The sequence below is a fragment of the Methylocaldum gracile genome (genome assembly GCF_053646815.1).
This window is the reverse complement of sequence record NZ_CM132196.1, coordinates 1,421,307-1,445,905: the sequence shown is the minus strand read 5'-3', so window position 1 is coordinate 1,445,905 and position 24,599 is coordinate 1,421,307. Positions and strand designations below refer to the sequence as shown.

At 56.9% G+C, this 24,599-nt stretch carries 22 protein-coding genes; all 22 read left to right on the top strand.

The annotated features are described in order from the left end of the window. Positions 1–102: 102 nt before the first annotated feature. The 22 genes from pilB to ACWJJK_RS06255 all read left to right on the top strand — a co-directional run bounded on the left by pilB (position 103) and on the right by ACWJJK_RS06255 (position 24,598). Complete coding sequence (gene pilB, locus ACWJJK_RS06360; RefSeq protein WP_077730548.1) at positions 103–1,818, top strand: type IV-A pilus assembly ATPase PilB; 1,716 nt, start codon at positions 103–105, stop codon at positions 1,816–1,818. Between the two features lie 5 nt (positions 1,819–1,823). Next, the gene (locus tag ACWJJK_RS06355; protein ID WP_077730547.1) at positions 1,824–3,038 is read left to right on the top strand and encodes a type II secretion system F family protein; all 1,215 of its coding nucleotides are present in this window, start codon (positions 1,824–1,826) and stop codon (positions 3,036–3,038) included. Positions 3,039–3,054: 16 nt separating this feature from the next. Further along, entirely contained in the window at positions 3,055–3,936 is an 882-nt protein-coding gene (locus ACWJJK_RS06350) for a prepilin peptidase (RefSeq protein ID WP_434130763.1), read from the top strand. Between the two features lie 6 nt (positions 3,937–3,942). Continuing rightward, on the top strand, positions 3,943–4,536 hold the full coding sequence (coaE, locus tag ACWJJK_RS06345; RefSeq protein WP_156879762.1) for a dephospho-CoA kinase: 594 nt from the start codon (positions 3,943–3,945) through the stop codon (positions 4,534–4,536). Positions 4,537–4,656: 120 nt separating this feature from the next. Further along, complete coding sequence (gene zapD, locus ACWJJK_RS06340) at positions 4,657–5,451, top strand: cell division protein ZapD (protein WP_347257479.1); 795 nt, start codon at positions 4,657–4,659, stop codon at positions 5,449–5,451. A 9-nt stretch (positions 5,452–5,460) separates the two neighbouring features. Continuing rightward, complete coding sequence (locus ACWJJK_RS06335) at positions 5,461–5,694, top strand: DNA gyrase inhibitor YacG (protein ID WP_077730545.1); 234 nt, start codon at positions 5,461–5,463, stop codon at positions 5,692–5,694. A 165-nt stretch (positions 5,695–5,859) separates the two neighbouring features. Continuing rightward, entirely contained in the window at positions 5,860–6,147 is a 288-nt protein-coding gene (locus tag ACWJJK_RS06330) for an FmdB family zinc ribbon protein (protein WP_077730544.1), read from the top strand. A 66-nt stretch (positions 6,148–6,213) separates the two neighbouring features. Next, a complete protein-coding gene (gene aspS, locus ACWJJK_RS06325) occupies positions 6,214–8,007 on the top strand; it encodes an aspartate--tRNA ligase (protein ID WP_454128763.1) in 1,794 nt (597 codons plus the stop codon). 1,019 nt (positions 8,008–9,026) lie between these two features. After that, positions 9,027–9,962 (top strand): EpsD family peptidyl-prolyl cis-trans isomerase, encoded by a 936-nt coding sequence (locus ACWJJK_RS06320; RefSeq protein ID WP_077730541.1) that lies wholly within the window; start codon positions 9,027–9,029, stop codon positions 9,960–9,962. 111 nt (positions 9,963–10,073) lie between these two features. Further along, on the top strand, positions 10,074–10,610 hold the full coding sequence (locus ACWJJK_RS06315; protein WP_143735168.1) for a hypothetical protein: 537 nt from the start codon (positions 10,074–10,076) through the stop codon (positions 10,608–10,610). A gap of 50 nt (positions 10,611–10,660) precedes the next feature. Beyond that, positions 10,661–12,040: an undecaprenyl-phosphate glucose phosphotransferase gene (locus ACWJJK_RS06310; RefSeq protein ID WP_156879760.1), complete on the top strand. Its 1,380-nt coding sequence runs from the start codon at positions 10,661–10,663 to the stop codon at positions 12,038–12,040. Between the two features lie 84 nt (positions 12,041–12,124). Continuing rightward, entirely contained in the window at positions 12,125–12,922 is a 798-nt protein-coding gene (gene epsE, locus ACWJJK_RS06305) for a polysaccharide export protein EpsE (RefSeq protein ID WP_077730539.1), read from the top strand. Between the two features lie 67 nt (positions 12,923–12,989). Then, entirely contained in the window at positions 12,990–14,396 is a 1,407-nt protein-coding gene (epsF, locus tag ACWJJK_RS06300) for a chain length determinant protein EpsF (protein WP_077730538.1), read from the top strand. 114 nt (positions 14,397–14,510) lie between these two features. Next, positions 14,511–15,386: a chain length determinant protein tyrosine kinase EpsG gene (epsG, locus tag ACWJJK_RS06295; protein WP_086134096.1), complete on the top strand. Its 876-nt coding sequence runs from the start codon at positions 14,511–14,513 to the stop codon at positions 15,384–15,386. A 41-nt stretch (positions 15,387–15,427) separates the two neighbouring features. Beyond that, positions 15,428–16,621 carry an O-antigen ligase family protein gene (locus ACWJJK_RS06290; RefSeq protein ID WP_156879757.1) on the top strand — a complete coding sequence of 398 codons (1,194 nt, stop codon included), beginning with the start codon at positions 15,428–15,430 and terminating at the stop codon, positions 16,619–16,621. Between the two features lie 59 nt (positions 16,622–16,680). Continuing rightward, complete coding sequence (locus tag ACWJJK_RS06285; protein WP_156879756.1) at positions 16,681–17,151, top strand: DapH/DapD/GlmU-related protein; 471 nt, start codon at positions 16,681–16,683, stop codon at positions 17,149–17,151. A 77-nt stretch (positions 17,152–17,228) separates the two neighbouring features. Next, positions 17,229–18,443, top strand: a complete 1,215-nt coding sequence (locus ACWJJK_RS06280; RefSeq protein WP_434113551.1) for a glycosyltransferase — start codon at positions 17,229–17,231, stop codon at positions 18,441–18,443. Continuing rightward, positions 18,440–19,342: a glycosyltransferase family 2 protein gene (locus tag ACWJJK_RS06275; protein ID WP_434113554.1), complete on the top strand. Its 903-nt coding sequence runs from the start codon at positions 18,440–18,442 to the stop codon at positions 19,340–19,342. Before ACWJJK_RS06280 ends, ACWJJK_RS06275 begins: the two co-directional genes overlap by 4 nt. 8 nt (positions 19,343–19,350) lie before the next feature. Then, positions 19,351–20,493, top strand: a complete 1,143-nt coding sequence (locus ACWJJK_RS06270) for an esterase-like activity of phytase family protein (RefSeq protein ID WP_168175422.1) — start codon at positions 19,351–19,353, stop codon at positions 20,491–20,493. Beyond that, entirely contained in the window at positions 20,490–21,746 is a 1,257-nt protein-coding gene (locus tag ACWJJK_RS06265) for a glycosyltransferase (protein ID WP_086134092.1), read from the top strand. The genes ACWJJK_RS06270 and ACWJJK_RS06265 overlap by 4 nt, the downstream gene beginning before the upstream one ends. Positions 21,747–21,755: 9 nt before the next feature. Next, positions 21,756–23,219, top strand: coding sequence for a lipopolysaccharide biosynthesis protein (locus tag ACWJJK_RS06260; protein WP_077730531.1), 1,464 nt, complete (start codon positions 21,756–21,758; stop codon positions 23,217–23,219). Further along, positions 23,216–24,598, top strand: a complete 1,383-nt coding sequence (locus ACWJJK_RS06255; protein WP_210023886.1) for a polysaccharide pyruvyl transferase family protein — start codon at positions 23,216–23,218, stop codon at positions 24,596–24,598. The genes ACWJJK_RS06260 and ACWJJK_RS06255 overlap by 4 nt, the downstream gene beginning before the upstream one ends. Position 24,599 lies beyond the last annotated feature (1 nt).

Genomic DNA, 24,599 nt, shown 5'->3' with positions numbered 1-24,599 from the left:
AAGCGGCTCCGTCCGAGCAAACTGGATAAAGCCCATGCATCGACTAATATTATCGAGGCTTTCCAACAATGCGATGCATAGCTGTCCGTAGCATTAAATCTCATGGCAATCACGGCGACGAAATTGCAACTCAGCGGACTGGCCAAAAGCCTGGTCAAGGAAGGGCTGTTGACGGAATCCGATGCACATCTTCATCTCGACAGCGCTCTTCAAAAAAAAACCCATTTCGTAAGCTATCTGGTCGGCAACAAGATTCTCGATAGCCTATCCATTGCATGCGTAGCATCCAAAGAATACGGAATTCCTCTATTCGACCTGGATGCGATATCTCCGGACATGATGCCGACCAGGGCCGTCAGCGAGAAGCTGATCCGCCAGCACCATGTCCTGCCGCTGTTCAAGCGCGGGAACCGCCTGTATCTCGGGCTCGCCGATCCCACCAATCTCCAAGCTCTGGACGAGATCAAATTTCACACCCGGTCCAGCACCGAAAGCGTCATCGTAGAGGAAGACAAACTGACGCGGATGATCGACCAGGCCCTGGAAGCAGCCGACATCTCGTTCAAAGACTTGGTGGATGCCGATCTCGACAATCTCCGGATTACCGGCGGCGATGAAATCGATCAGCCCTCCGAAGGCGAATCCTCGGATATCGATGACGCCCCGATTGTCCGATTAGTCAACAAGTTTCTCCTCGACGCCATCAAGAAAGGCGCTTCCGATATCCATTTCGAGCCTTACGAAAAAAACTTCCGCGTCCGCTTTCGTCACGACGGCATGCTCCACGAGGTCACAAGCCTTCCGGTCAACCTCTCAGGGCGGGTCGCGGCGCGCCTGAAGGTCATGTCGCGAATGGACATCGCCGAGCGGCGCATCCCTCAGGACGGCCGCATCAAGATGGCATTGTCCAGGACTCGCGCCATCGATTTCCGCGTCAATACCTGTCCGACGCTATTCGGCGAAAAAATCGTACTCCGTATCCTCGATCCGACCGCGGCCCAAATCGGAATCGAAAAGCTCGGCTTCGAACCGGAGCAGCAGCAAAACTTCCTGAGCGCCATCAATAAGCCCTATGGGATGATTCTGGTTACGGGGCCCACCGGGAGCGGTAAAACGGTCAGTCTCTACACCGGGCTCAATATCCTGAATACGGCCGACCGCAATATCTCGACGGCAGAGGATCCGGTGGAAATCACCGTGCCCGGCATCAATCAGGTCAATGTCAACGTCAAAACCGGCCTGACTTTTGCCGAGGCGCTCCGGGCATTCCTGCGGCAGGACCCGGACGTCATCATGGTAGGCGAAATTCGCGACCTCGAAACGGCCGAGATTGCGGTCAAAGCCGCACAAACCGGCCACTTGGTGCTTTCCACCCTGCACACCAACGACGCGCCCCAAACGCTCAACCGCTTGATGCAAATGGGCATCCCTGCATTCAACATCGCTTCCTCGGTGTTGCTCATCATGGCGCAACGGCTGGCCAGGCGGCTTTGCGAGCATTGCAAGAAGGAAGAGGACCTCCCTCCGGAGGTTTTGCTGGAGGCCGGGTTTCGAGAAGAAGAGCTGGGCAGTTTTACGGTTTTCGGACCGGTCGGCTGCGATAAATGCGTAAAGGGATACAAGGGCCGCGTCGGCATTTATCAGGTCATGCCCATTTCCGAATCCATCAACCGCATCATTCTGGAGGGCGGGAACGTCCTTCAGCTCGGCGAACAAGCGAAAGCGGAGGGTGTGGCGGACCTGAGGGAATCGGGGCTTCGAAAAATCAAGTCGGGCATTACCAGTCTGGAAGAAATCGACCGCGTCACGCGAGATTAAGTCTTATGGCAAAAGAAGAACTCGTTCTGTTTATTTGGGAAGGCGCCGACCGTACCGGCGGGCGAATCAAAGGGGAACTGTCCGCGCGCACAGAAACTACGGCCAAGGCCGAACTCCGACGCCAGGGCATCAAAGTCATCAAGATCAAGAAAAAGCCCAAACCGCTCTTCAGTGCGCGAAAGAAGAAAATCACGACCAAAGACATCGCCGTATTCAGCCGACAGCTCGCGACGATGATGAGTGCAGGGGTACCGCTGGTTCAAGCCTTTGACATTGTCGGGCGTGGCCACGAGAATCCAAGCATGCAGGAACTGATCATGGGCATCAAGGCCGACGTCGAAGGAGGCAGTCCGCTTGCCGAAGCCTTGGGAAAGCATCCGATTTATTTTGACGAGCTATTCTGCAGCCTTGTGCATGCCGGCGAGCAAGCCGGCGTTCTCGAAACGCTGCTGCACAAGATAGCGGAATACAAGGAAAAAACCGAATCGCTGAAGGCCAAGATCAAAAAAGCCTTGACTTATCCCACAGCCGTCATCGTGGTTGCCTGTATCGTAACGGCCATCCTGCTGATCTTCGTGGTACCGACGTTCGAGGAATTGTTCAAGGGTTTTGGCGCGGACCTCCCGGCATTTACTCAAATGGTCATCGAGATGTCCCGGTTTCTACAGGCATCGTGGTATATCGTATTGGGAGTTCTCGTTGCCGTCGGCTTTGTGTTCGTGAAGCTCAAACAGCGCTCGGCCGCGTTCAATCAGGCCCTCGATAGATTTTCCCTGCACATACCGGCGATCGGCACCATTCTGCATAAGGCGGCGATTTCCCGTTTCGCCCGGACCTTGGCCACCATGTCGGCAGCCGGCGTCCCCTTGGTCGAGGCACTGAAGTCCGTGGCAGGTGCTACCGGTAATATCATTTATTCCAATGCCGTCCTTCGGATGCGAGACGAAGTCGCCACCGGACATCAGCTTCAACTGAGCATGCGACAGGCAAACCTGTTTCCCAACATGGTCATACAAATGGTCGCAATCGGAGAGGAATCCGGCTCTTTGGACAGCATGCTCGCCAAAGTGGCGGACTTCTACGAGGAGGAAGTGGACAACGCCGTCGATTCGCTCAGCAGCCTTCTTGAGCCCATGATCATGGCGTTCCTGGGCGTCGTTGTCGGCGGTTTGGTGGTCGCCATGTACTTGCCGATATTCAAGCTCGGCTCAGTCGTCTGATCGAGGAAATTCCGAGGTGGCGCCACTCATCCAGTTATTGGCCGAAAATCCAGCTTTGTTCTTGACCGTCATCGGCGTTCTGGGGCTCGTGGTCGGCAGTTTCCTGAACGTAGTCATTCACCGCTTGCCGATAATGCTGGAAAAAACCTGGCGGCGGGAGTGTAAAACCTATCTCGATCTCGAACCCGAATCGGAGCCGGACGAGGCCTACAATTTGCTCGTTCCGGGTTCACGTTGTCCACAGTGCAATCGGCCGATCCGCGCTTGGGAAAACATCCCGGTCGTCAGTTACCTACTGCTTAGAGGACGATGTGCCGGGTGTCGAATACCAATCCCCTTTCGCTACCCGGCCATCGAAGCGCTGACCGCCGCGATTTCTGTCGCCGTTGCCTGGCACTTCGGTTTCACTTGGCAAACCGCATCGGCACTGATCCTCAGCTGGAGTCTAGTTTGCTTGAGTTTTATCGACTTCGATCGTCAACTGCTTCCCGATGCGATTACCTTACCTATCCTATGGGCAGGACTGTTTCTTAGCCTGTTCAACATTTTTACAGACAGCTCCTCGAGTATACTGGGGGCCATCTTCGGCTATCTAAGCCTTTGGCTGGTATACCACTTGTTCAGGATCGCGACCGGCAAAGAAGGGATGGGATACGGCGATTTCAAACTGCTCGCCATGCTCGGCGCGTGGTTGGGATGGGGCCTTTTGCCGACCATAGTGCTGCTCTCATCCTTGGTCGGGGCCATCATCGGGATAGCCATGATCGCCGTTCTCAGGCACGACCGCAGCATTCCCATACCATTCGGCCCTTATTTAGCCATTGCCGGATGGATTGCCCTGCTGTGGGGCCATGACATAAACGCCGCTTATATGCGTTTCGCGGGAATTTCCGGCTGAGCCCCCATGCTTGTCATCGGTTTGACCGGCGGAATCGGTTGCGGTAAAAGCACGGTTGCCAGATTATTCGCCGCCAAGGGCGTTCCAATTCTGGACGCGGACGTCATCGCCCGCGAGTTGGTCGAACCGAATCGACCGGCATTCGAGGCGATCAAGCAGCACTTCGGGGCTGCGATTCTAAGAGATGGCTGTCTCGATCGGGCAAGATTGCGAGAACTCGTCTTTTCCGATCCCGAAGAAAAACGCTGGATCGAGACACTGCTGCATCCCCTGGTGTATTCCGAGATCGGCCGACGAATAGCGACTCTTTCGGCACCTTACTGTATCGTGGTCGTTCCCCTGCTTCTGGAAACCGGCCAAAGGCATTTCGTGGATAGATTGCTGGTCGTCGATTGTTCAGAAGAAACGCAACGGCAGCGCGTCAGGCTCCGCGATGGATTGAGCGATAGGGAAATCGAGAAAATCATGGCGTCCCAAGCCAGCCGCGCCGAACGGCTGGAAGCAGCAGACGACGTGCTCGAGAACATGGTCGATGAAGCTGCTCTATCGGACCGTATCGAAGAATTACACCAACTCTATCTCGCACTCGGTGGGCAGTAATCCGAATAATTCTTACACAAGAGCAAGCGCAAAAGGTAGTATTGACTAATCTCCGGGATAAACGAAAATGGTGTCCGCCAACGGACACCCTTTCATAAATCCTGGATCGGATTGTTTATTATGCTATCGATTGCCGAAATTCCCGCCTTGAGCGATTCCATTATTTACGAGTTCCCGCTAAATGAGCGCATACGCGTATTCATGAGGCTTGAGCAACTCTTTCAGCAGCTTGACCATTTCATGGCCGGCAATTCGATTTGGGACAGTCGGGCAGTCATTTCAACGCTGCTGGATGTCCTAACGCTCTTTAGCCGCAATGATCTGAAGTCGGAAACATTAAAGGAGTTGGATCGCCATGCTGCGGTGCTGACGCGAATGGCGCACAATCAAGACATCGATCACGCTAAGCTGGATAAGGTCCTGACGAAGCTCGATAAATTAAGCAAAGAGCTTTATGCGGTTCCCGGCAAGCTCGGCCTCTCTCTGATGGAAAACGAGCTTTTCAAGAGCATCTCTCAGCGCAGCACCATTCCGGGCGGAACTTGTTCTTTCGATTTACCGGCCTTTCATTACTGGCTTAAACTCGACGACCACACACGCCGGCACGATCTCGAAAGTTGGTTGGAGCCGTTTCGTCTCATACGCTCGGCTATCGATATTTTGCTGAATTTCATACGGACCAGCGCCGCACCGACCGATGAACAGGCTAGCGGCGGCTTCTTTCAGAAAAGCCTGGACCACACCCTGCCGTTTCAACTGCTCCGCGTAGGCGTGAGGCGTTCGCAACCTTATTTTGCGGAAATCAGCGGAGGCAAGCACCGGTTCACCGTGCGCTTCATGATTCCCGACACGGTTGAACGGCCGACCCAATGCCAAGACGATATTACTTTCCAGTTAACCTGCTGCTTATTGTGACGAGCGAGTTTGTCCGACGCACTTTCATATAAAATCGTTAAATGTCCTCGTTGTCGAAAGCCAGTCGCCTGGAGCGAAACCCATCGGTTTAAGCCATTTTGCAGCGAGTACTGCAAATTGATCGATCTAGGCGAATGGGCCTCGGCGTCCTATGCCATAGCGGGTGAGCCGGCGGATCCCGACTCGCCGGACACGGAAACACCGCTATCGAGCGACTATTCGGGTTACCTGCCTGATCCATAATCTTGCGGACAGCCTATCATCCGCGAAACGGCCGTATTCATCGGGCTTTTGGGGGCACCTGAGCGGTCAAATGCCGTTTCCCGGATCATGGAACATTGTCCTTGAAAACTCGTCCTAAACCCTCATATTACAAGCGCCTGTTTCAGATCAAACGAGGAGTTTTCCATGCCTATCTATGAATACCAATGCAAATCGTGCGGCCACGAATTCGAAGCCATCCAGAAAATCAGCGACGATCCTTTGAAAGAATGCCCCGCATGCGGCGATCTCGAATTGAATAAATTGGTATCGGCCGCCGGTTTCCGACTGAAGGGGGGTGGCTGGTATGAAACGGACTTCAAGGGCGGAAAAGACAAGAAAAAGAACCTGGCCGGCGACACTTCGGACGGTAAATCGGATTCGTCGACGGCCAAGAAGGAAACCCAAAAGTCGACTGCGGATGCGGCCTCGTAAACTTGTACATCGATAGCCAGACCCGTAATATTTTCGTTTTTGTCGTTCGAATTTAGAGATATAGCAATGCGTAGCCACAGATGTGGAGAATTGACGGAAAGCCATTTGAATCAGGACGTGGACCTCTGTGGCTGGGTTCACCGCCGCCGCGACCACGGCGGCGTGATATTTATCGATCTCCGCGACCGAGAAGGCCTTGTTCAGGTCGTATTCGATCCCGATTATGCGGAAGCCTTCAAGCTGGCAGAGACGGTTCGCAGCGAATACGTGCTTAAAGTGCACGGCACGGTTCGCCTCCGCCCCGCCGGCACGGAAAACCCGAATTTGCCGACGGGCAAAATCGAGGTTCTGGCTACGCGGTTGGAAATCCTCAACAAAGCCGAAACGCCCCCGTTTCCGTTGGAAAGCGAAATCGAAGTCAGCGAGGAAACCCGTCTGCGTTTCCGCTACATCGATTTGCGCCGTCCGGTGATGCAGCATCGCATGAAGATGCGGCGCGACGTTGTACGCTTTCTAAGACAATTTCTCGATCATCACGGGTTCTACGAGATCGAGACTCCTTTCCTGACCAAAGCGACCCCGGAGGGCGCGCGGGATTATCTGGTCCCGAGCCGAACTCACCCGAACCACTTCTTCGCCCTGCCGCAGTCTCCGCAGCTGTACAAACAGCTGCTGATGATTTCCGGCATGGATCGCTATTATCAGGTGGTACGCTGCTTCCGGGATGAGGATCTTCGCGCCGATCGCCAGCCGGAGTTCACGCAGCTCGACATCGAAACCTCCTTCATGGACGAAAGCCAGATCATGTATCTCATGGAGGACATGATTCGGCAGCTGTTCACCGACGTTTTGCACGTCGAGTTGCCCAATCCCTTCCCCCGGTTGACTTATGCGGAAGCCATGCAACGCTACGGTTCGGACAAGCCGGATTTGCGCATCCCGCTCGAATTGGTCGATATCGCGGACTTGGTCGCACAAGCGGAATTCAAAGTGTTCGCCGGTCCCGCCAAGGATCCAGATGGGAGAGTCGTGGCGCTTAAACTCCCCGGCGGCGCCAATTTGTCCCGCAAGGAGATCGACGATCTGACCCAGTATGTCGCCATATACGGCGCCAAGGGCCTAGCCTACATTAAGGTCGTCGACCGCAGCGCCGGAGTCGAAGGCTTGCAATCGCCGATCGTCAAATTCCTTCCTGCGGAAGCCGTGCGCGGCATCCTAGATCGAGTCGAGGCGGAAACCGGCGACATCATTTTCTTCGGCGCCGACAAAACCAAAATCGTCAACGAAGCGATAGGCGCCCTGCGCCTGAAGCTAGGCCAAGACCGCGGACTCGTGGACAAAGGCTGGAAGCCGCTATGGGTGGTCGATTTTCCCATGTTCGAATGGGATGAAAAGGAAGCCCGTTGGTTCGCACTGCACCACCCGTTTACCGCCCCCAAATGCAGCCTCGAAGAACTTCAGTCGAATCCCGGCCAGGCGCTCTCCCGTGCTTATGACATGGTGCTGAACGGCACTGAAATCGGCGGTGGCTCCATACGTATCCACCGTACCGACATGCAGAAAGCCGCGTTTGAGCTGCTCGGGATCGGAGATGAAGAGGCCCAACAAAAATTCGGTTTCCTGCTCAATGCGCTCCGGTATGGAGCGCCGCCTCATGGCGGCTTGGCCTTCGGTCTGGACCGGCTGGTTATGCTTATGAGCGGCGCGACATCGATACGCGAAGTCATGGCCTTCCCCAAAACTCAATCGGCCTGGTGCCCGATGATCGACGCTCCGGCCATGGTCACCGACGCTCAGCTCCGCGAACTCGGTATACGCCTTCGCCGTCCGCAAGAGGGAGAAAAAGGCGAAACGACTTAATAACAAGGAGGCGCGATAGGCGTTCGGGATTACCCCCGAATAGCGGCAGAGCTGTCGCGCCGAAGCGCGCCCTGGGTTTCGCTTGCAAAAGCCGACCGAGGCGGCGTTGCTCCTTCAATTGCAAACGTCGCTTTAGTCGCGACCTGTTTCCTTACGCTCGCCGGCCGGTTCGCGGCTGAGCCGCCCGCGCCGCCCACCGTCTTCGTGCCCCTTCGACCGAGCTCAGGGCAGGCCCTTCGACGGGGCTGAGGACAGGCAAGGCCATCTAACCGGCCTAACGCACGGTCCGCAGCTCCAACTGCCGTTTCCAGGTACAACTTATCCATTGTCCTATCGCCGTCCGGCAACACCTAAACCCTCGGCTCCATCGAATACCCGTTCGTCGTGGTTACTCCTGGAGCTAACTCTGTCGCAAGCCCCCACCAAAACTTTCCGCAAATACACTCGCATCGCTCGCGCCGAAGGCATGAACCCTTCACAGTGATGGCCGAAGCCATACGCATCCAATTAACAGCCCCATCTTGTCGCAAAACTGTGACACTACCGATGACCTTTACGCTTGAGGGACGGCACGATTTCTCCCATTGCCCCGACGAAAACGCGTTCGGACGCACGCTAGACAGAAAAACGCGTTGATTCAAGCGCATTCGACCGGTTGCAGCCAGCTCTCACGAGCGATGTCGTCTTGCAGCGACTCAACGCTTTCCAAAACGAGCGAAACTGGAACAAATCCGCTGCCGGAAGACCTCTTTTTGAGCGTAATCAAACAAAAACATCATACCCTCGCAACCCTTTCCCATCGATTCAAGAGCTGTGTCCAGACTCCCAACCCCGAAGCTCAAAGCGACGGTATCCGCGGTATACGCTGTAATCACGGCCTTTCTGCGCGTAGGTCCAAAGACCGCATTCCTCGCAGGACTGGACCGAAAAACGATGATGGTCCAGGTTTTGCTTTACATGGTTCGTACACGGTAAATATTTCGACCCCGCTGGAAACAGGATTAGGAGTTTAGGAGTTCATGATTTTACGGAGAATTGTGGATAGAAAGATTTGGTTGAGATCGCTGCCGCTGAGTGCGCACGCGATTTTGGCGTTGTTGAGTGCATGCGACAGTCAGTTCGCGTCCGACAAAACGACCCAAATCGTGGCCCGTGTTAACGGAGATGACATTTCCGTCGGTCAGCTCGATGTTCTCCTCTCTGGTTCGGCCACGCGCCCCGATAGTGAAGTCGGAAGCATTTGGGAGAAGAGCATCGACAGCCTGATAAACCAACAACTTCTTTCAAAACAAGCGATCGAAAAGCATCTTGACCGTGATCCCCGTGTCACGCTTGCTACAGCGATGGCTGAGCGTCAGGTTCTCGCGCAGGCCTACCTCGATCATATTGCTCAAGCGGTTGCCAAACCGGACCCCGCTGAAATCAGCGCTTTTTACAAATCCCATCCTCAACTGTTCGAAAAGCGCAAGATCTACGAACTCCAGCAAATATCTATCCCCCTAACGCCTGAAAACAACAAGCTTATTGACTCGCGCCTAAAGCAGCCCGTGCGGTTCAACGCCCTGTCAAAATGGCTGCACGAGCAAAATATTCCCCATACCTTACAAACGGTAATACGTCCTGCCGAACATCTACCCTTGGAGAAACTAGACGAATTTGATCGCCTAAACAAAGGAGATGCCGTGTCGTTCAAGGCAGGAGATGAGTTTCTCGTGTTGCAATTGTTGACGGTCAAAGAAGCTCCCCTCGATCACGATAAGGCCACTCCCCTGATCGAGTCCTTCCTCACAAACCAGCGGCGGATAACGCAGATAAACCGTGAATTGAGCCGGCTCCGGGAGACTGCAACCGTAGAGTATTTTGGCGGCATGGAACCTTCCGGCAATACCCTATCGCCCACCGACAGCGGCGCTGAATTTATATCGAATAACATTCCTCCATTTAAAACCCAATAATGGACTGATAATAAGCCAACTTACGCTTCGCCTAGCTGATCGATATTGGATTTCATAAGAATACGAGCATCCAGTTCTGTTTTCTTTAGACGCATCACATGGGGGTTTTATATGAGCTTAAGACAGATTCTAAACGTCTCTTACAGAATAATTTTTTGCCTGTTGTTCATCTGGTTTAAAGGAGCATCTGCGGAGAACTTCAGTGATTATCCTTCAACTTTCGGCACGCCTTATCATGACAAAGAAAGGAACCACGCTATCGATAAGTCTAGCGCTCATATACCACCTTCCGGTAAAGCAGGCTTTGCTGAAACCTCCTTCTTCGGCATAGCCAAAAGCTCCTATCGCCTCCTATCTTCTGTCAACGTAAACGCCATCCGCTTTGCCCTTGACATACCGGGCCGAAAATCCAAGAACGGCTGGAATGAATCTGAAATAACATTCCAAGGAATGCAAGAGCTTTCTCTTGATGCCATGGCCGTCGACCGCTACAAGAAAAATCGAAAAGAGGACATGTACGCTGGTTATGCCTCGCCCGCACCCGACACAGAAACCTGGCTCATGATATTGGTCGGAATTACCTTGATCGGATTGCAGGTTATACGCGGCAACAAGAAAGCCGAACCCATTTATTCTTCTCTGCATTAACGTCACCCTACGACAGCTACCCTATTTCGCTGATCTTAGGAGAAAAAGGCTTGCAGGCAATCGACCGACCTTCAGTTCTATTAGTCAAGAGTCTTCTAAATCCAATTGTGATCGTCGGGTGTTTTATCTTGACGATCCACTTTTATGGATTAAAGATCGAAAAGCATTACTTTTTGCTATTAGTAATAACATTTTTGATCGCCTCGCTAATTTTTGACGAAATAGACCTGGAACTAGACTTCAAATCGAGTCTCTTGCGTTCGTTCGGCAATATTTTCGCTCGTTGGACCTTTTTATTCGGTTTCCTGGCGATATTGGGTTTTGCCGCAAAAATGTCGGACGACTTTTCGAGAAAGCTTCTGTTGACTTGGTTTGTCGCCACGCCGTTGGTGCTCATTGCGGTACAACTATTGGCTCGTCGTGCATTGCAATCGGCGGTCTCGCAGGGCGATGCCCAACGCAGAGCAATCATTGTCGGGGTAAACGAGCTCGGCCTTAAATTAGCGAGACAGTTCGAGTCCGCGCCTTATTTGGGAATCAGCTTCGCCGGTTTCTTCGACGACAGGAGTCCGGAGCGTCTAGGCGTGAGCCACATCAATCTATTGGGAAAGATGAACGAGGTGGCGGAGTTCGTCCGAACTAAATCCATTCACCTCATCTATATCGCGTTACCGATGATGGCTCAGCCGCGGATTTTCGATCTTCTCGATAAACTCAGAGATACCACGGCATCCATTTACTTCGTTCCCGATATTTTTGTCTTCGATCTCATTCAAGCACGATTTGGGAATATAAACGGCATTCCGGTAGTGGCTGTCTGCGAATCACCGTTTTATGGTGTCAACCGGGTCATGAAGCGTATCGTCGATATCCTTTTTGCATCGATCATTCTGATTTTGATTTCCCCATTGATGCTTGCGATAGCCATCGGGGTCAAGCTGAGTTCGCCCGGTCCCGTCATTTTCAAGCAGCGTCGTTACGGCCTCGACGGCGAGGAAATCAAAGTCTACAAATTCCGAACGATGACGGTCTGCGAGGACGGTCATAACGTTCGACAGGCGAGTAAAACCGATAATCGAATTACCCGTTTCGGCCGATTTCTGCGTAAGACATCTCTGGACGAATTGCCGCAATTTATCAATGTATTGCAGGGGCGTATGAGTATAGTCGGGCCTCGTCCGCATGCCGTGGCTCATAACGAACTGTACCGCACTCAAATCAAAGGTTACATGATCCGTCACAAGGTAAAACCGGGTATTACCGGATGGGCGCAGGTCAATGGTTTCCGGGGAGAAACCGACACGTTGCAGAAAATGAAAGCCCGAATCGAGTTCGATCTCGATTATTTGCGGAACTGGTCGCTGTCTCTGGACCTGTGGATTATTTTGAGAACCGCCGGTGTCTTTCTCAAACAGGACACCGCTTACTGATCGGAAGAATATAAGGGCGCGCGTAGATTCTCATTATTTGGACTTTTGGATTCAGCCTTATTTTCGAACTTTATTCACTAAAACATGTTCAGACCCTTCGGTATTTGCCCGCATTTTTTTATCGGCTTGATCGGTTTGCTGATCCTATCGACTTCGCAGGCCGATTATTTGCTCGGCCCCAACGATGTCGTACGCATTGCGGTTTACGGCAACGAGGATCTCGCCACCGAAACCCGTGTCTCGGATAGCGGAAAAATCACGTTTCCGCTCCTCGGGGAAATCGAATTGGGCGGTTTATCCGTCGGAGAAGCGGAAGCTCGCGTCGAAACCCTTCTTTCAGAACGAGGTTACGTACGCAATCCCCAGGTAAACATCACGGTGCAGGAATACCGCAGTCACGAAGTGGCCGTATTGGGATTCGTGAACAAACCCGGACGTTTCGCCCTGGATACCGCGAGCACGGTCACTCAGTTGATCGCGCTGGCGGGAGGCGTGAATCCGCAAGGAGACGATCGGACCATCGTGACCCGAACTCGGAATGGGCAAACCTACCGCGAAGAGCTGAATCTCAAAGAACTGCTCGAGGAAGGAAAAGCGTCGGAAGACATTTTCGCCGAAGACGGAGACGTCATATTCGTGCCGCGTGCCCCGGTTTTTTACATCCACGGCGAAGTGCAGCGCCCCGGCGCATACCGTTTGGAGCGGAACATGTCCGTCGCTCAAGCGATTTCATTGGGCGGAGGCGTGACTCCTCGCGGCAGCCTGCGCAGCATCACGATCAAGCGGAGATCCTCGGAAGATCAGTTGACGACGCTCGATGCGGAGTTGGATGAACTGATCGAAAAGGACGATGTGATCTATGTGGACGAACGATGGTTTTAGCGAATCTTCCCGGAAGCAAAGGCATGCCTTCGTCCTCGGCATGGATTTCATGGATTGGTAACCAGATATGAATTTGAATCAGTTCCTGCAGATTCTATGGGCACGGCTGTGGGTGCTCGTTCTTACGCCGCTGGCGGCTGCCCTGACGGTCCTCGCGATAAGCCTGATACTGCCGAAGGCGTATACCGCCACGTCGACCCTCGTCGTCGATTACAAGGGCGTGGACCCCATTACCGGCATCGCGGTGCCGGCGCAGCTGATGCCGGGTTACATGGCCACCCAAGTCAACATCATCGGCAGCCATAACGTGGCGCTCAAGGTCGTCGATCGACTCAAGCTGGCCGATCTGCCGGAATCGAAGGAACGGTTCGAGCAAGAAGCAAAGGGAACGGGCGACATTCGCGACTGGCTGGCCGATCAGTTGCTGAAAAAACTGGAGGTTCAACCGTCGCGGGAGAGCAGCGTTATTCAAGTAAGTTATTCGGATGTCGACCCGACGCTCGCCGCCGCGCTGTCCAACGCATTCGCGGAAAATTACATCGCGACCAACCTGGAACTCAAGACCGAGCCGGCGCGCCAGAATGCCGCTTGGTTCGAGCAGCAAATCAAGGGTTTGCGGGAAAACCTGGAGAAAGCCCAGGCCAGTCTGTCCGAATACCAGCAGGAAAAGGGCATCGTCGCTCTCGACCAACACTGGGACGTAGAAAACAGCCGGCTGGAAGAGCTCTCCAAGCAGCTGGTGGCCGCTCAGTCGCACACCTACGATCTGATCTCCCGCCGCAATCAATTGGAAGCGGCAGGCAGCGCCTTCTTGCCGGAAACCTTACCGGATGTGCTTGCCAATTCCGTGGTTCAGGATCTGAAGGCGAAACTGGCGCTAGCCGAGACCAGACTTGCCGAAATCGGAGAGAAATACGACATCAACCATCCCATCCATCAGCAAGCCGTGGCCGAAGCCGGCAGCCTCAAACGCAAGTTGGCAGCCGAGACAAAAACCATCCTTCACAGCCTGAATACCGCGGTGGACATCGCGCGCATGCGCGAAAACGAGCTCAGAACGGCGCTCGGCGCGCAAAAGGCACGAGTACTGGAACTCAACAAGCAGCGGGACGAACTCGCGGTACTGACCCATGAAGTCGAACATGCCCGGCAGTCTTACACAGCCGCTTTGCAACGGTTCAATCAGACGCGCCTCGAAAGCGAGGCCAACCAAACCAATGTCGCCGTCTTGAATCCCGCCAAACCGCCGTTGCGGCCGTCGCGGCCGAAAGTGCTGCTGAACGTCGCGGTAGCGGCTTTTCTAGGCGTCATTCTGGCGGTCAGCTTCGCTTTGCTGCTGGAATTGCTCGATCGCCGCGTGCGCTCCCCGGAAGACTTGAGCATCACACTCGGACTCCCCGTGCTAGGGGTTTTGACCGATGCGAAATTACGCCATCCGAAATGGCGTTTGGCTTTCTCCAAAACTCCGGTCTGAAGCCGCCATGAAACCGGTAGGCTTCGATTGCCAAGGCCGCACGCAAATCTTCCAGCCGTCGCCCCGATGGCAGGGACGAAACGCCCATCTCTCATTGCCCAACGAGATCTTTTTATGACACAAACCCCGGCGCTCAAGATTAACCCGGAACCCATCGGCGCCGAACGCCGGATCGGACAAATCCTGCGGGAATCGGGCAGGCTCTCGCCGCTCGATGCGGAACGGGTGCTGCATCTCCAGAGAGAAACCGGGCTGCGTTTCGGCGAGGCCGCACTGCGGCTTGGATTGATTTCCGAAGAAGACATCAACCGAGCGATTTCGGAACAGTTCGATTACCGCTATTTGAAGCCGGGACAGGGAAATTTCAGCACTCGACTGATTGCCGCGTATCAGCCGTTCAGCCACCAGATGGAGGTGTTCCGCGCCATACGCAGTCAGCTGATGCTGCGCTGGCACGGCGATGGGAGCAAAACCCTGGCCGTAACCAGTCCTCGTCGCGGAGAGGGGCGCAGTTATGCCGTGTCGAACCTTGCCGTCGTATTTTCGCAACTGGGACAGCGAACGCTGCTCGTAGATGCCGATCTGCGCAACCCGAGCCAGCACGACATTTTCGCTTTGGGCCGCAACGGCATGGGCTTGTCCGATCTGCTGGTGGGTCGCGGCGGCGGCGAATGCATCCGCCGCATCGATGAATTCGCCGATCTATCGGTGCTTCCGGCCGGCACACTTCCGCCCAATCCATTGGAATTGCTCAGCCGCGGCGCATTCGATGCGCTTCTGAGGGACTTCTCGGCGGCATACGACATCGTTCTTCTGGATACGCCCGGCGGAATCGCCAGCAGCGACGCCCAAACGGTCGCCGCGCGCGCCGGCGCATCCCTGCTGATCGTGAGAAAGCATGTAACCCCCTTCTCCGAAACCGATTTTCTCCGGCAAATGCTGACCGCCGTCGGCTGCCGGATCGTGGGCGCGGTACTCAATGAGTTTTGAAGATCGATTGCGCCGAACGCCGGACGGGAGGGGAGCCGAACATGGCGTTTAGACGCATGTTTCTTCTCGCGCAACTGGTGTTGGTCCTCAATATGGGACATTTGCTCGGCCTGGCCAACGCCAATCCCGTCGAGAAACTGTTTTTAATCCTGGCGGGACTGGTTTTCACGCTCACCCGCAAGCGCATTCCGGCCAACCTCGTGTTGATGGGCTTCATCATCCTCGTCAGCTTCGTCTGCGGTCTTCTCAGCGAGTTCGACGCCTTTTCCTGGAACCGATACGCGCGAAGCCTGGTGAGTCTCATCGCTTTTCTGCTTTTTTTTACGGCTTTTCCGGAACAGCGAGACCGGGAGTTCATATTGCTGATCGCAGCCCTCATTCCGCCGGTCTCGGTGTTGCTCGGAACGATTTACGAGGCAATGGGCATCAGTTATCTATGGATGACGGATTATCTCGGCACCCGCCGGCTCGCCGGCAACATGGGACCGGCATTTCTCGGGGGAGCCGGCGTTACCGGCGCCGTGGCGGCCAGTTACCTCGCCCTGCAGCAGCGTTCGCGTTATCTCCTGCTTGCCCTCGTCAATGCCGGAATCACCATGCTCACGGCTTCCCGTATGCCGTCGGCGCTCGCGCTCGGCGTTACCGGCGCGATGCTGTTCATGGAAAGCCGGTCCGCGGTGTTCAGAATCTTGATGGTTCTTTACGGCTGCGTCGTGGTAGCCGGACTTTTCTACCTCATGGGAGACCAACTGATGACCCGCGTGTCGTCCGAGGCGATGAGCGGCCGCGACATCATTTGGAACGAACTGAAAGCCTACGTACACCGCTTTCCCTATTTCGGCGTCGGCTTGGGACACCAGATGGATATCCTGTCCGCTAGAACGTCCACCACGACGCACACGGTCGCCGCGCACAACGAATATCTTCGGTTCACCGTGGAGGTCGGCTATGTCGGCTCATTGCTCATGGGCTGCGCCTTCATAGCCATGCTGGTGAACCTGCTGCGCGATCCTCTTGTGACGAAAAAGTGGGCTTTTCTGATGGTCGCTGCGGCTTTCTTCGTTTATTCGTCAACCGACAACACATTCAGCGTGCCTCAAATCTTCATGGCGCTGGTGGTTGCCTTCTTCGGTTCCTGCGACCGCCGCGAACCGGTTCCGCCATCTCCCGAATCGTACAGTCCTCAACCGTTTCGGACGGCCGAGCCCGCCCTCGACCCGCCGCACAGGGTCTGACCCAGGACATCGCCAAAGTTTCACCTCAAAAAAGCAAGTATCCAGGAGAAACGTCAAAGATGAATCTCGGCAAACTCAGATGGGTCCGATTGTACCTGGTCAAATTCAAGCGCCTTTGGCTGGTGAAGGTCTTTCGCATGGATATCCATCCATCCAGCCAGTTTTCGCTGTCGACCAAATTCGATCTGACCAATCCCAAGGGGATCCACGTGGGCGAGGAGTCCTACATCGCTTTCGACGTCGCCATTCTCGCGCACGACCTGACCCGCGGCTTTCATACTCACACCCGGATCGGACGCCGGTGTTTCGTGGGAGCGAGAAGCATCATTCTGCCTGGGATCACGATCGGGGACGAAAGCATCGTGGGAGCGGGCTCGGTGGTCACGCGCGACGTGCCGCCCCGGACGGTCGTAGCAGGCAATCCGGCCCGCGTCATCAAAACCGACATCGTGGTGGCAGGTCCCTTCGGTCGCCTGGAAGGGGCCGACGCAAGGCAAGGTCGCATGATGGCGGAAAACGATTTCGCTTAACGACCGCAAACGAAGATCGCATTCGAGAGGAGCGAAAAAATGACCATTCACCGGGGGTTTAAATGCCAAGTTGTCTAATGATTGTCGAAAACCTTCCGCTGCCGCTGGACCGGCGGTCGTGGCAGGAGGCGACCGCACTGCGCGACGCCGGTTGGGAGGTTACGGTGATCTGCCCGGCCACCGAAAGGCACCCGGAACGGGAAATCGTGATCGACGGCATCCGGGTCTACCGCCATCCCCTGCCCCTGGAAGCCAGCGGCGCATTGGGCTTCTTATTGGAATACGGCGCGGCGCTGTTCCACGAAACGCGTTTGGCCTTCAAAGTGTTTCGACGCCACGGTTTCGACGTCATCCACATCGCCAATCCGCCCGATCTTTTGTTCCTGGTTGCCCTGCCCTATAAAGCGCTCGGCCGGCCGCTGATCTTCGATCATCACGACATCTGTCCGGAGCTCTACGAATCCAAGTTCAAGAAACGCGGCCCGATGCACGCCCTGCTGCGACTCTTCGAAAAACTGACCTTCCGGTTTTCGGACGTGGTCATCTCGGCCAACGAAACGTTCAAGGAACTGGCCATAAATCGGGGCGGCAAGTATCCCGACGATGTTTTTACCGTGTACGGCGTGCCGGACCTTACTAAGTTCAAACGGGTGCCGAAAACCGACGTGGAAGACACGATCACGGTCGGATACGTAGGGGTCATGGGTGCTCAGGATGGGGTGGACAACCTGATTCGTGCCGTTGCGGCGCTGCGCAACGAATCCGGACTGCCGCGATTCACTTGCAGATTCGTCGGCGCCGGCCCCGAGCTTGCCTCGCTGAAAGCACTGGCCCAGTCGTTGGGCGTAGCCGACGTCTGCCAATTCACGGGTTTCCTGTCCGGGGAAGCGCTGTTGGCCGCCCTATCCAGCTTCGACATCGGCGTCATTCCCGATCCTTACGACACATACAACGACAAAATCAGCATGTGCAAGGTGTTCGAATACGCTACCTTGGGGATGCCTATCGTCGCCTTCGAACTAGCGGAGACCAAGCGCCTCCTCGGGGATGCGGCCCGTTACGCGCCCGACCATACGCCCGAGGGGCTGGCATCCGCCCTGGCGGCGCTCCTGAAAGACGAGTCCTTGCGCCGGAACCATGCCGAGCGCGCCTTGGAGCGGGCCGGCACGCACTTTCGCTGGCCCGACCAGGTCTCCAGCCTTCTGGCCGCCTATGATCGCGCGCTGATGCGTCGCGCCGGTCGGCGCGCTTCGTCCAGCGAAGCGCGCACTCTCCGGAGCGAGCGCTCATGAACGCCGTTCCCGCGACCGAGCAAGGGCGCTACGCGGAGGTGGACGCCCTGCTCTTCACCACCAACGATAGTGCGGGCGGACGTCACGACGAACTGGAGCGTATGGTCCGGAGCGTAGAGCGCGCCATAGCGACGTCCGGCCTTCGGGTCGTTCAATACCTGTTGCTGCAGCGGCACGCTCCCGGCCAGCCGCTGCCCGCTCTGCCGGACTATATCCGGGTAACGACCATTCCCGATCGAGTTTCGCTCTCCAAGGCGCGGAATCTCCTCCTGAGCTCGGCGCGCGAAGACGGCATGTTCGGGCGATCGTTGATGGTCGCTTTCCCCGACGACGACGCCTGGTACCCGGAGGGCACGCTGGAAGCCATGCTGGCCTTGTTCGGGGGAGACGCCTCGCTCGATCTCGCGATATGCCGGTATTCCTCCACGCCTTCGACGCTCTCCGCCCTGCCGCTGGAGCTGCGCGCCGCGCGGCCGGTGAGCACCGGGAAGTTCGTTGCCAATGCCTCGTCCAATACGCTGTTCATGCGCGCCTCTCGCGCCGCGCAAACGGGGTATTTCGACGAGTCCCTGGGGGTCGGAGCGCCGATCAACGGCGGAGAAGACCTCGATTACGCCCTGCGCGCCTATGTCGCCGCCGGGGAAAAAGCCGTCTGGTTCGACGCCTCTCTGGTCGGGCACCGCGACCCTCATTGTTGGTTGATCGGACATTACTATGCCGGCAGCCTGTACGCGCTGTCTCGAAGCGCGGCCTCGAGCCGGGCGGTCGCCTTGCAGGCGGTGCGAAAAGTGTTGGTGGGCATCTATCTGCTGCTTCGCCGCGAACTGGCCTGGCCCGCTTTTTCACGGGCGCTGAGACTCGCCCAGGCGGCCCGATGCAGCCAACCGGCGCGTTCGTGACGAAGCCCATGAGAAAACGGTTCGAAGCGGCTGTAACGGAAATCGTGCCCAGCGGCGACCGGCTTCGCGATACGCGCCGTCCGACGCAAGCTTCTCCACGAACCGGATACGGCGTCGCACGGCGGTGGCGATGGTGGGTAACGGCCGCGGCGGCCTCAGTGTTGGCCGCCGCGATCGCCTGGGCCGGCTTTCTGAGATTTAAACCCACGGTAGCCTTGCCGGGTCTTACGCCTATCCCGGTCGAGGCGCACCCGATCGCCGAGTTTTCAAAAATCGAGATCGCGGAAACCGCAGCGTCGCCGCTGGTCTTTCGGGGCGGCTTGGTGCTCGAATCCGGCGCCCCGCATTTCGGCGGAATTTCCGGCCTGCGGATGACGGACCGCGGCCATGGGTTTGCGGCAGTCACCGATGCCGGCTATTGGGTACAAGGCCGTCTCTTGTACGACCGGGGCCGTCCGAGCGGCGTCGCCGATGTGGTGATGGCGTCGGTTCTTGGGCCCGAAGGAAAACCACTCCGAGAAAACGGCAAGGGCGACATCGAGTCTCTCGAGCTGACCGCCGAGGCCGCTTACCTGGGATTCGAAGGGCACCGCAACGGGATAGCCGTTTTCCAGCCGACATCCGACTTGCTCCGGCGCCACGGTCGGCTCCTGCCGGTTCCTCCGGACATTGTGGCACTGCCGAAAGGTCGCGGCTTGGAAGCTCTGGTCGCGATTCCCGCCGGACATGATTTCGGCGGTGCGCTCCTCGCCATTGCCGAGCGGGACCGAACCGGTCGCGACATGGCTCCGGCCTGGATTCTGAAGGAAGGGACGGCGCTGGAACTCAAGGTCCGCTTGACCGACGGCTACGACATCAGCGACGCCGTCTTTCTCCCGGAAGGTGATTTGCTCTTGCTCGAGCGGCGGCTATCGCTGCTCGGCGGTTTCAAGATGCGTCTTCGCCGCATCCCGGCGACCGACATACGGCCCGGAGCCGTTTCGGACGGCTCCCCCGTTCTGGAAGCCAATCGGCTATTTCACGAGATCGACAACATGGAAGGTATCGCCGCCCATCGCGACGAAAACGGAATCACCGTCGTCACGGCGGTGTCCGACGACAATTTCCTGCCGGTCCAACGCAAGCTTCTGCTGCAGTGGGAATTGAAATGAGCGCGCCTAAAACCGAACGTCTGCGTCCGGTCGCGGTTTTTCTGTGCGAGGATTTGCCGGTTCCGGGCCTGAACGGGTATTCCACCTACAACCACGCTTTCGTGAAATACCTGGAGTCACGGGAGTTCGAGGCGCATCTGGTGATCAGCGGACCGCGCCTGCCGGCGCCGATATTCCGCCCCCGGCGCCGATTGGGTTGCACAAGACTCCAGATTCACGTGCCCGGAACGGTTCGGCTGGGGGAGTGGCGCCTTGTCACACACCCACGGGCCCTGATTCGGTCCGTTTACCGCTGGCTGCTCGATAGCGTGGGCGGCGCATGGGCCCGACGGCTGGCGAACTGGCGCGGCGCATCGCAGAGCAAAGCCGTCTTTATCGGCCGCTGCCTGAGCGAACCGGATCTGCGCCGATTGGCGCCGCTGTTCGCCCGACTAGCTCCCCACTATGTCTTCGTCGATACCATTTTCCGGGCGCGGATCGTGAACTGGTTGCCGAACCGCACCCGCACGCTGTTGATCGCCCACGACGTCTTTTACAAGCGCTGCCAGTCCCTGGAGGCTCGCGGCATAACCGCCGTTCCCCCGGTGACCCCGGAACAGGAGCAGGCCATGCTCGGAGGCTTTGACGTGCTGCTCGCGATCAGCGACGAAGACGCCCTCGACCTCGGCAATCTGATGCCGATAGCGAAGATCGTCGCTCTTCCGGCGCCAGTTGACGCGAGGCCGATAAAGCCTCGGGGCGCCTCGGAGTCCCGCATTCTGTATCTCGGCAGCCATGCGCCGCACAACGTGGACGGACTCCGCTGGTTTTTGGAGAACGTCTGGCCGCGAGTGCGCGAGGTGCGGAACGATTTCATCCTGGACGTGGCGGGCGAGGCGTGTCTCGCCTTCAAGCCCGGCATTCCGGGCGTGGTTCTGCACGGCCGCGTTCAAGACCTCTCGGAACTCGCCGCAACCGCGCTTTTCGCCATCAATCCGGTGCGCGCCGGGAGCGGCATGAAGATCAAGATGCTGGATTATTTCGCGTTCGGTCTGCCCTGCATTACGACCAGCGTGGGAGCCGCAGGTTTTCCCCCGACCGACGACAGCCCCCTCGAAATTTGCGACGACCCTGTCGATTTCGCGGCGGCCGTTCTGCAATGGGGTGGCGATCAGGCACTGCGCGAGCATCTTCGCAAAAACGCCCGTCGGTACGTGGAGCGCTTTTCGATAGACGCTTTTTTTGCGCGCTTGGACACCGCTTTGGACCGGTAGGCGTAAAGCATGAGCAGCACCACGCCTTCGCTGGGCAATAAGGTTCTGTCCGGATTGATCTGGTCGGCCGTCCGTAACTGGGGCGGACGACTGGCGACCATCGCCGTATTTTTCCTGCTTGCTCGAATTCTGTCGCCGGATGAATTCGGCGTATTCGCCGCCGCCATCGCGGTGCTCGCCTTTATCGAGATCATTGCGGAACAGGGCCTAGCCGACGCGGTCGTGCAACGTCCCACGATAGGGCCGCGAGAGTTGAATACGGTTTTCGTGGCCAATTTTATCGTGGCAGCTCTTTTGGTTACGGCGACCTGGCTGGGGGCACCGCTCATCGCCTCGGTAATGGGCATCGAGCGCCTGACCGAAATTTTGCGAGTGTCGTGCCTCGGAATACTGATCAGTTCACTCGGGTTCTGCCAGCAGGCCCTGTTCCGGCGAAATTTCCAGTACCGCTGGCTGGCCCTCAGAACCGTGGCCGCGACCGTCGTTAGCGGCGCGGTGGGTGTCGGGCTGGCGCTCGCCGGCTTCGGCGTGTGGAGTCTGGTCGGACAGTTTCTGACCAGTACCTCGGTCAATCTGATATTGCTCTGGCTCAAGCCGGTCTGGAAGCCCGGACTGAAGTTCAGTTTCGTCGGGTTCGGTCAACTCCTCCGCTACGGAAGCAATGTCCTCGGCATGCGCCTGCTGGATTTCGCCAATACCCGCGCCATCGAGCTCGCCATAGGCGCGTGGCTCGGCGCCGCCACACTCGGGTTTTATGCCGTCGGTTCCCGCATCTACACCATCATGATGCAGCTCCTCAGTTCGGTGGTCATGGACGTGGCCCATTCGGGCTTCTCGCGGATCGCCGGGGAGCGAGAACGACTGGCCCAGGCCTATTACCGCGCCATGACCGCGACCGCCGCCCTGGCGATGCCGTGCTTCGTGCTCGTCTCCGCGGTCGCCTCGGAGCTTTGCATGACGGTATTCGGCGCCAAATGGGCCGACACCGCGGACATTCTGGCTCCGCTCGCCCTCCTCGGGGCCGTTCAGACGCTCCAGTACTACAACGCATCAGGACTGAACGCCATCGGCCGGTCCGCTACAGCGCTAGCGATCGCCATCGTCAAGGCGGCGGCTACCGGCGCCGCCCTGGTGGCGACCAAAGGGCAAGGCCTGGACATAACCGTCAAGATTTACGTGCTGGCGCAACTCGTCGCGACGCCCGTGAGCTTTTATCTCGGAAGAAGGTACCTGGGCGTATCCATTCGCAGAATCCTGCGGTGCGTTATTCCGTTCGCCCTTTCGGCGGCGATGATGTTTTTCGCCGTCGGAGCGATCGGCCCCGCACTCTCCGATTTCGGCCTGAATCAGCTGTCGGACCTCGCCGTGAAGCTTGCCGCCGGAATAACGGTCTACGCCATGGGAATTGCGCTTCTCGGCCGCCGCCATCTGATCGAATCAATACAAACCATCAAATCAATGAGGCGTGGATGACTGAACAAGGTTCCGATAAGCCCCAAAAGCCGATTGAGATCAAGAACGTTCGAGCGAAGGGGGTTCGAGGCCGCCTGAGAGAGTTCTTGCGGGTGCCGATGCTGTATCGGGAATGGCGGCGCGAAAAGGGGCAATTGGTCAATCCGTCCTATCCGGATCTGCTCGAAGCCTGTAACTCGATTCTGATCGCTCCCTGCGATCCGGATACGGTTGCCGGCTCCAAGGGTGACGAGGCCATGATCACGGCGTTCGTTGAGCGGATCCGCGCATTCAATCCCGTCTGCCAATTCGGGCTGCTGACTTACCATGACCAAGTTCCCGAGACACTGGCAGATCTCGGCGTACGCCTCGAACCGGTCTGGGCAAATCCCAAGTGGTCGCTGCGCCGGCTGATCCAGACCATGTCCCGCTATGAAGGACTGGTGATCGTCGGTGGCGATGTGATGGACGGATACTACACTCCGCTGACCGCTCTGCGCCTGTGGGTGGTCGGCGATATGGCTGCGCGGCTCGGAAAACGAAGCGCGACTCTGGGATTTTCGTTCAACGAGAAACCGTCCTCGCGTTTGCGGCGCTGCCTTGGCTCCCTCGATCAGCGTTTCGTCGTTTCCGTCCGGGACGAAGTTTCTCTCGAACGCTTTAAAGGAGTCTCCCAGGCTAATTCGAGGCTAGTCGCCGATGCGGCCTTTCTGTTACGGCCCTCGTTCAGCGACCGAGTGGAGGTTGTTCGTCTTTGGGCCGATTCGCAGCGGGCGAAGGGCTGTACCGTGGTGGGTTTCAATCTCCACCCGATGCTGATCAAGGAAGGCGATCAATCCCTACGCTCGGCGATGATCAGTGCCTCGGTAGCAGCACTGCGCGACGTCGCGGCGCGGAATGATGTGAGTTATCTGTTCATCTCGCACGATTTTCGTGGTGGCCCGCTAGGCGATGAAGCCATGCTCGGACCGATTTTCGAAGGTCTTCAGGACGAGTTGGGCGAGCGAATTCGCTACTGGAAGAATCATTTCTCCGCAAAGGAGCTAAAGGCGATCGCCGGCCTAACGGACGCCGTTTTTACCGGACGGATGCATTTGGCGGTCGCGGCGCTCGGCCAGGGTGTGCCCATCGTCGCCGTCACTTATCAAGGCAAATTCGAAGGACTCTTTCGACATTTCGAACTTCCCGGACATCTGGCGGTGTCGCCCGAGTCGATTCTTGATCCTTCCCGCCTGGCACCGCTGATCGACGAACTGATTTCATCTCGCGAAGCCCTCGCCTCCCGGGTTGCGGATTCTTGGCCCGGGGTTGAACAACGTGCCTTGCTCAATATCGAGCCCTTCCTGGCGAAGGAAGTAGCTCCCAACGCGTCATCCGATGCCGTGTTTTCTAATCCATGAC

What these genes read in the sequence shown, in the direction of transcription:
- pilB (WP_077730548.1), top strand. Translation starts at nt 103, where the DNA reads ATGGCAATCACGGCGACGAAATTGCAACTCAGCGGACTGGCCAAAAGC.
- ACWJJK_RS06355 (WP_077730547.1), top strand. Translation starts at nt 1,824, where the DNA reads ATGGCAAAAGAAGAACTCGTTCTGTTTATTTGGGAAGGCGCCGACCGT.
- coaE (WP_156879762.1), top strand. Translation starts at nt 3,943, where the DNA reads ATGCTTGTCATCGGTTTGACCGGCGGAATCGGTTGCGGTAAAAGCACG.
- zapD (WP_347257479.1), top strand. Translation starts at nt 4,657, where the DNA reads ATGCTATCGATTGCCGAAATTCCCGCCTTGAGCGATTCCATTATTTAC.
- ACWJJK_RS06330 (WP_077730544.1), top strand. Translation starts at nt 5,860, where the DNA reads ATGCCTATCTATGAATACCAATGCAAATCGTGCGGCCACGAATTCGAA.
- aspS (WP_454128763.1), top strand. Translation starts at nt 6,214, where the DNA reads ATGCGTAGCCACAGATGTGGAGAATTGACGGAAAGCCATTTGAATCAG.
- ACWJJK_RS06320 (WP_077730541.1), top strand. Translation starts at nt 9,027, where the DNA reads ATGATTTTACGGAGAATTGTGGATAGAAAGATTTGGTTGAGATCGCTG.
- ACWJJK_RS06315 (WP_143735168.1), top strand. Translation starts at nt 10,074, where the DNA reads ATGAGCTTAAGACAGATTCTAAACGTCTCTTACAGAATAATTTTTTGC.
- epsE (WP_077730539.1), top strand. Translation starts at nt 12,125, where the DNA reads ATGTTCAGACCCTTCGGTATTTGCCCGCATTTTTTTATCGGCTTGATC.
- epsF (WP_077730538.1), top strand. Translation starts at nt 12,990, where the DNA reads ATGAATTTGAATCAGTTCCTGCAGATTCTATGGGCACGGCTGTGGGTG.
- epsG (WP_086134096.1), top strand. Translation starts at nt 14,511, where the DNA reads ATGACACAAACCCCGGCGCTCAAGATTAACCCGGAACCCATCGGCGCC.
- ACWJJK_RS06290 (WP_156879757.1), top strand. Translation starts at nt 15,428, where the DNA reads ATGGCGTTTAGACGCATGTTTCTTCTCGCGCAACTGGTGTTGGTCCTC.
- ACWJJK_RS06285 (WP_156879756.1), top strand. Translation starts at nt 16,681, where the DNA reads ATGAATCTCGGCAAACTCAGATGGGTCCGATTGTACCTGGTCAAATTC.
- ACWJJK_RS06280 (WP_434113551.1), top strand. Translation starts at nt 17,229, where the DNA reads ATGATTGTCGAAAACCTTCCGCTGCCGCTGGACCGGCGGTCGTGGCAG.
- ACWJJK_RS06275 (WP_434113554.1), top strand. Translation starts at nt 18,440, where the DNA reads ATGAACGCCGTTCCCGCGACCGAGCAAGGGCGCTACGCGGAGGTGGAC.
- ACWJJK_RS06270 (WP_168175422.1), top strand. Translation starts at nt 19,351, where the DNA reads ATGAGAAAACGGTTCGAAGCGGCTGTAACGGAAATCGTGCCCAGCGGC.
- ACWJJK_RS06265 (WP_086134092.1), top strand. Translation starts at nt 20,490, where the DNA reads ATGAGCGCGCCTAAAACCGAACGTCTGCGTCCGGTCGCGGTTTTTCTG.
- ACWJJK_RS06260 (WP_077730531.1), top strand. Translation starts at nt 21,756, where the DNA reads ATGAGCAGCACCACGCCTTCGCTGGGCAATAAGGTTCTGTCCGGATTG.
- ACWJJK_RS06255 (WP_210023886.1), top strand. Translation starts at nt 23,216, where the DNA reads ATGACTGAACAAGGTTCCGATAAGCCCCAAAAGCCGATTGAGATCAAG.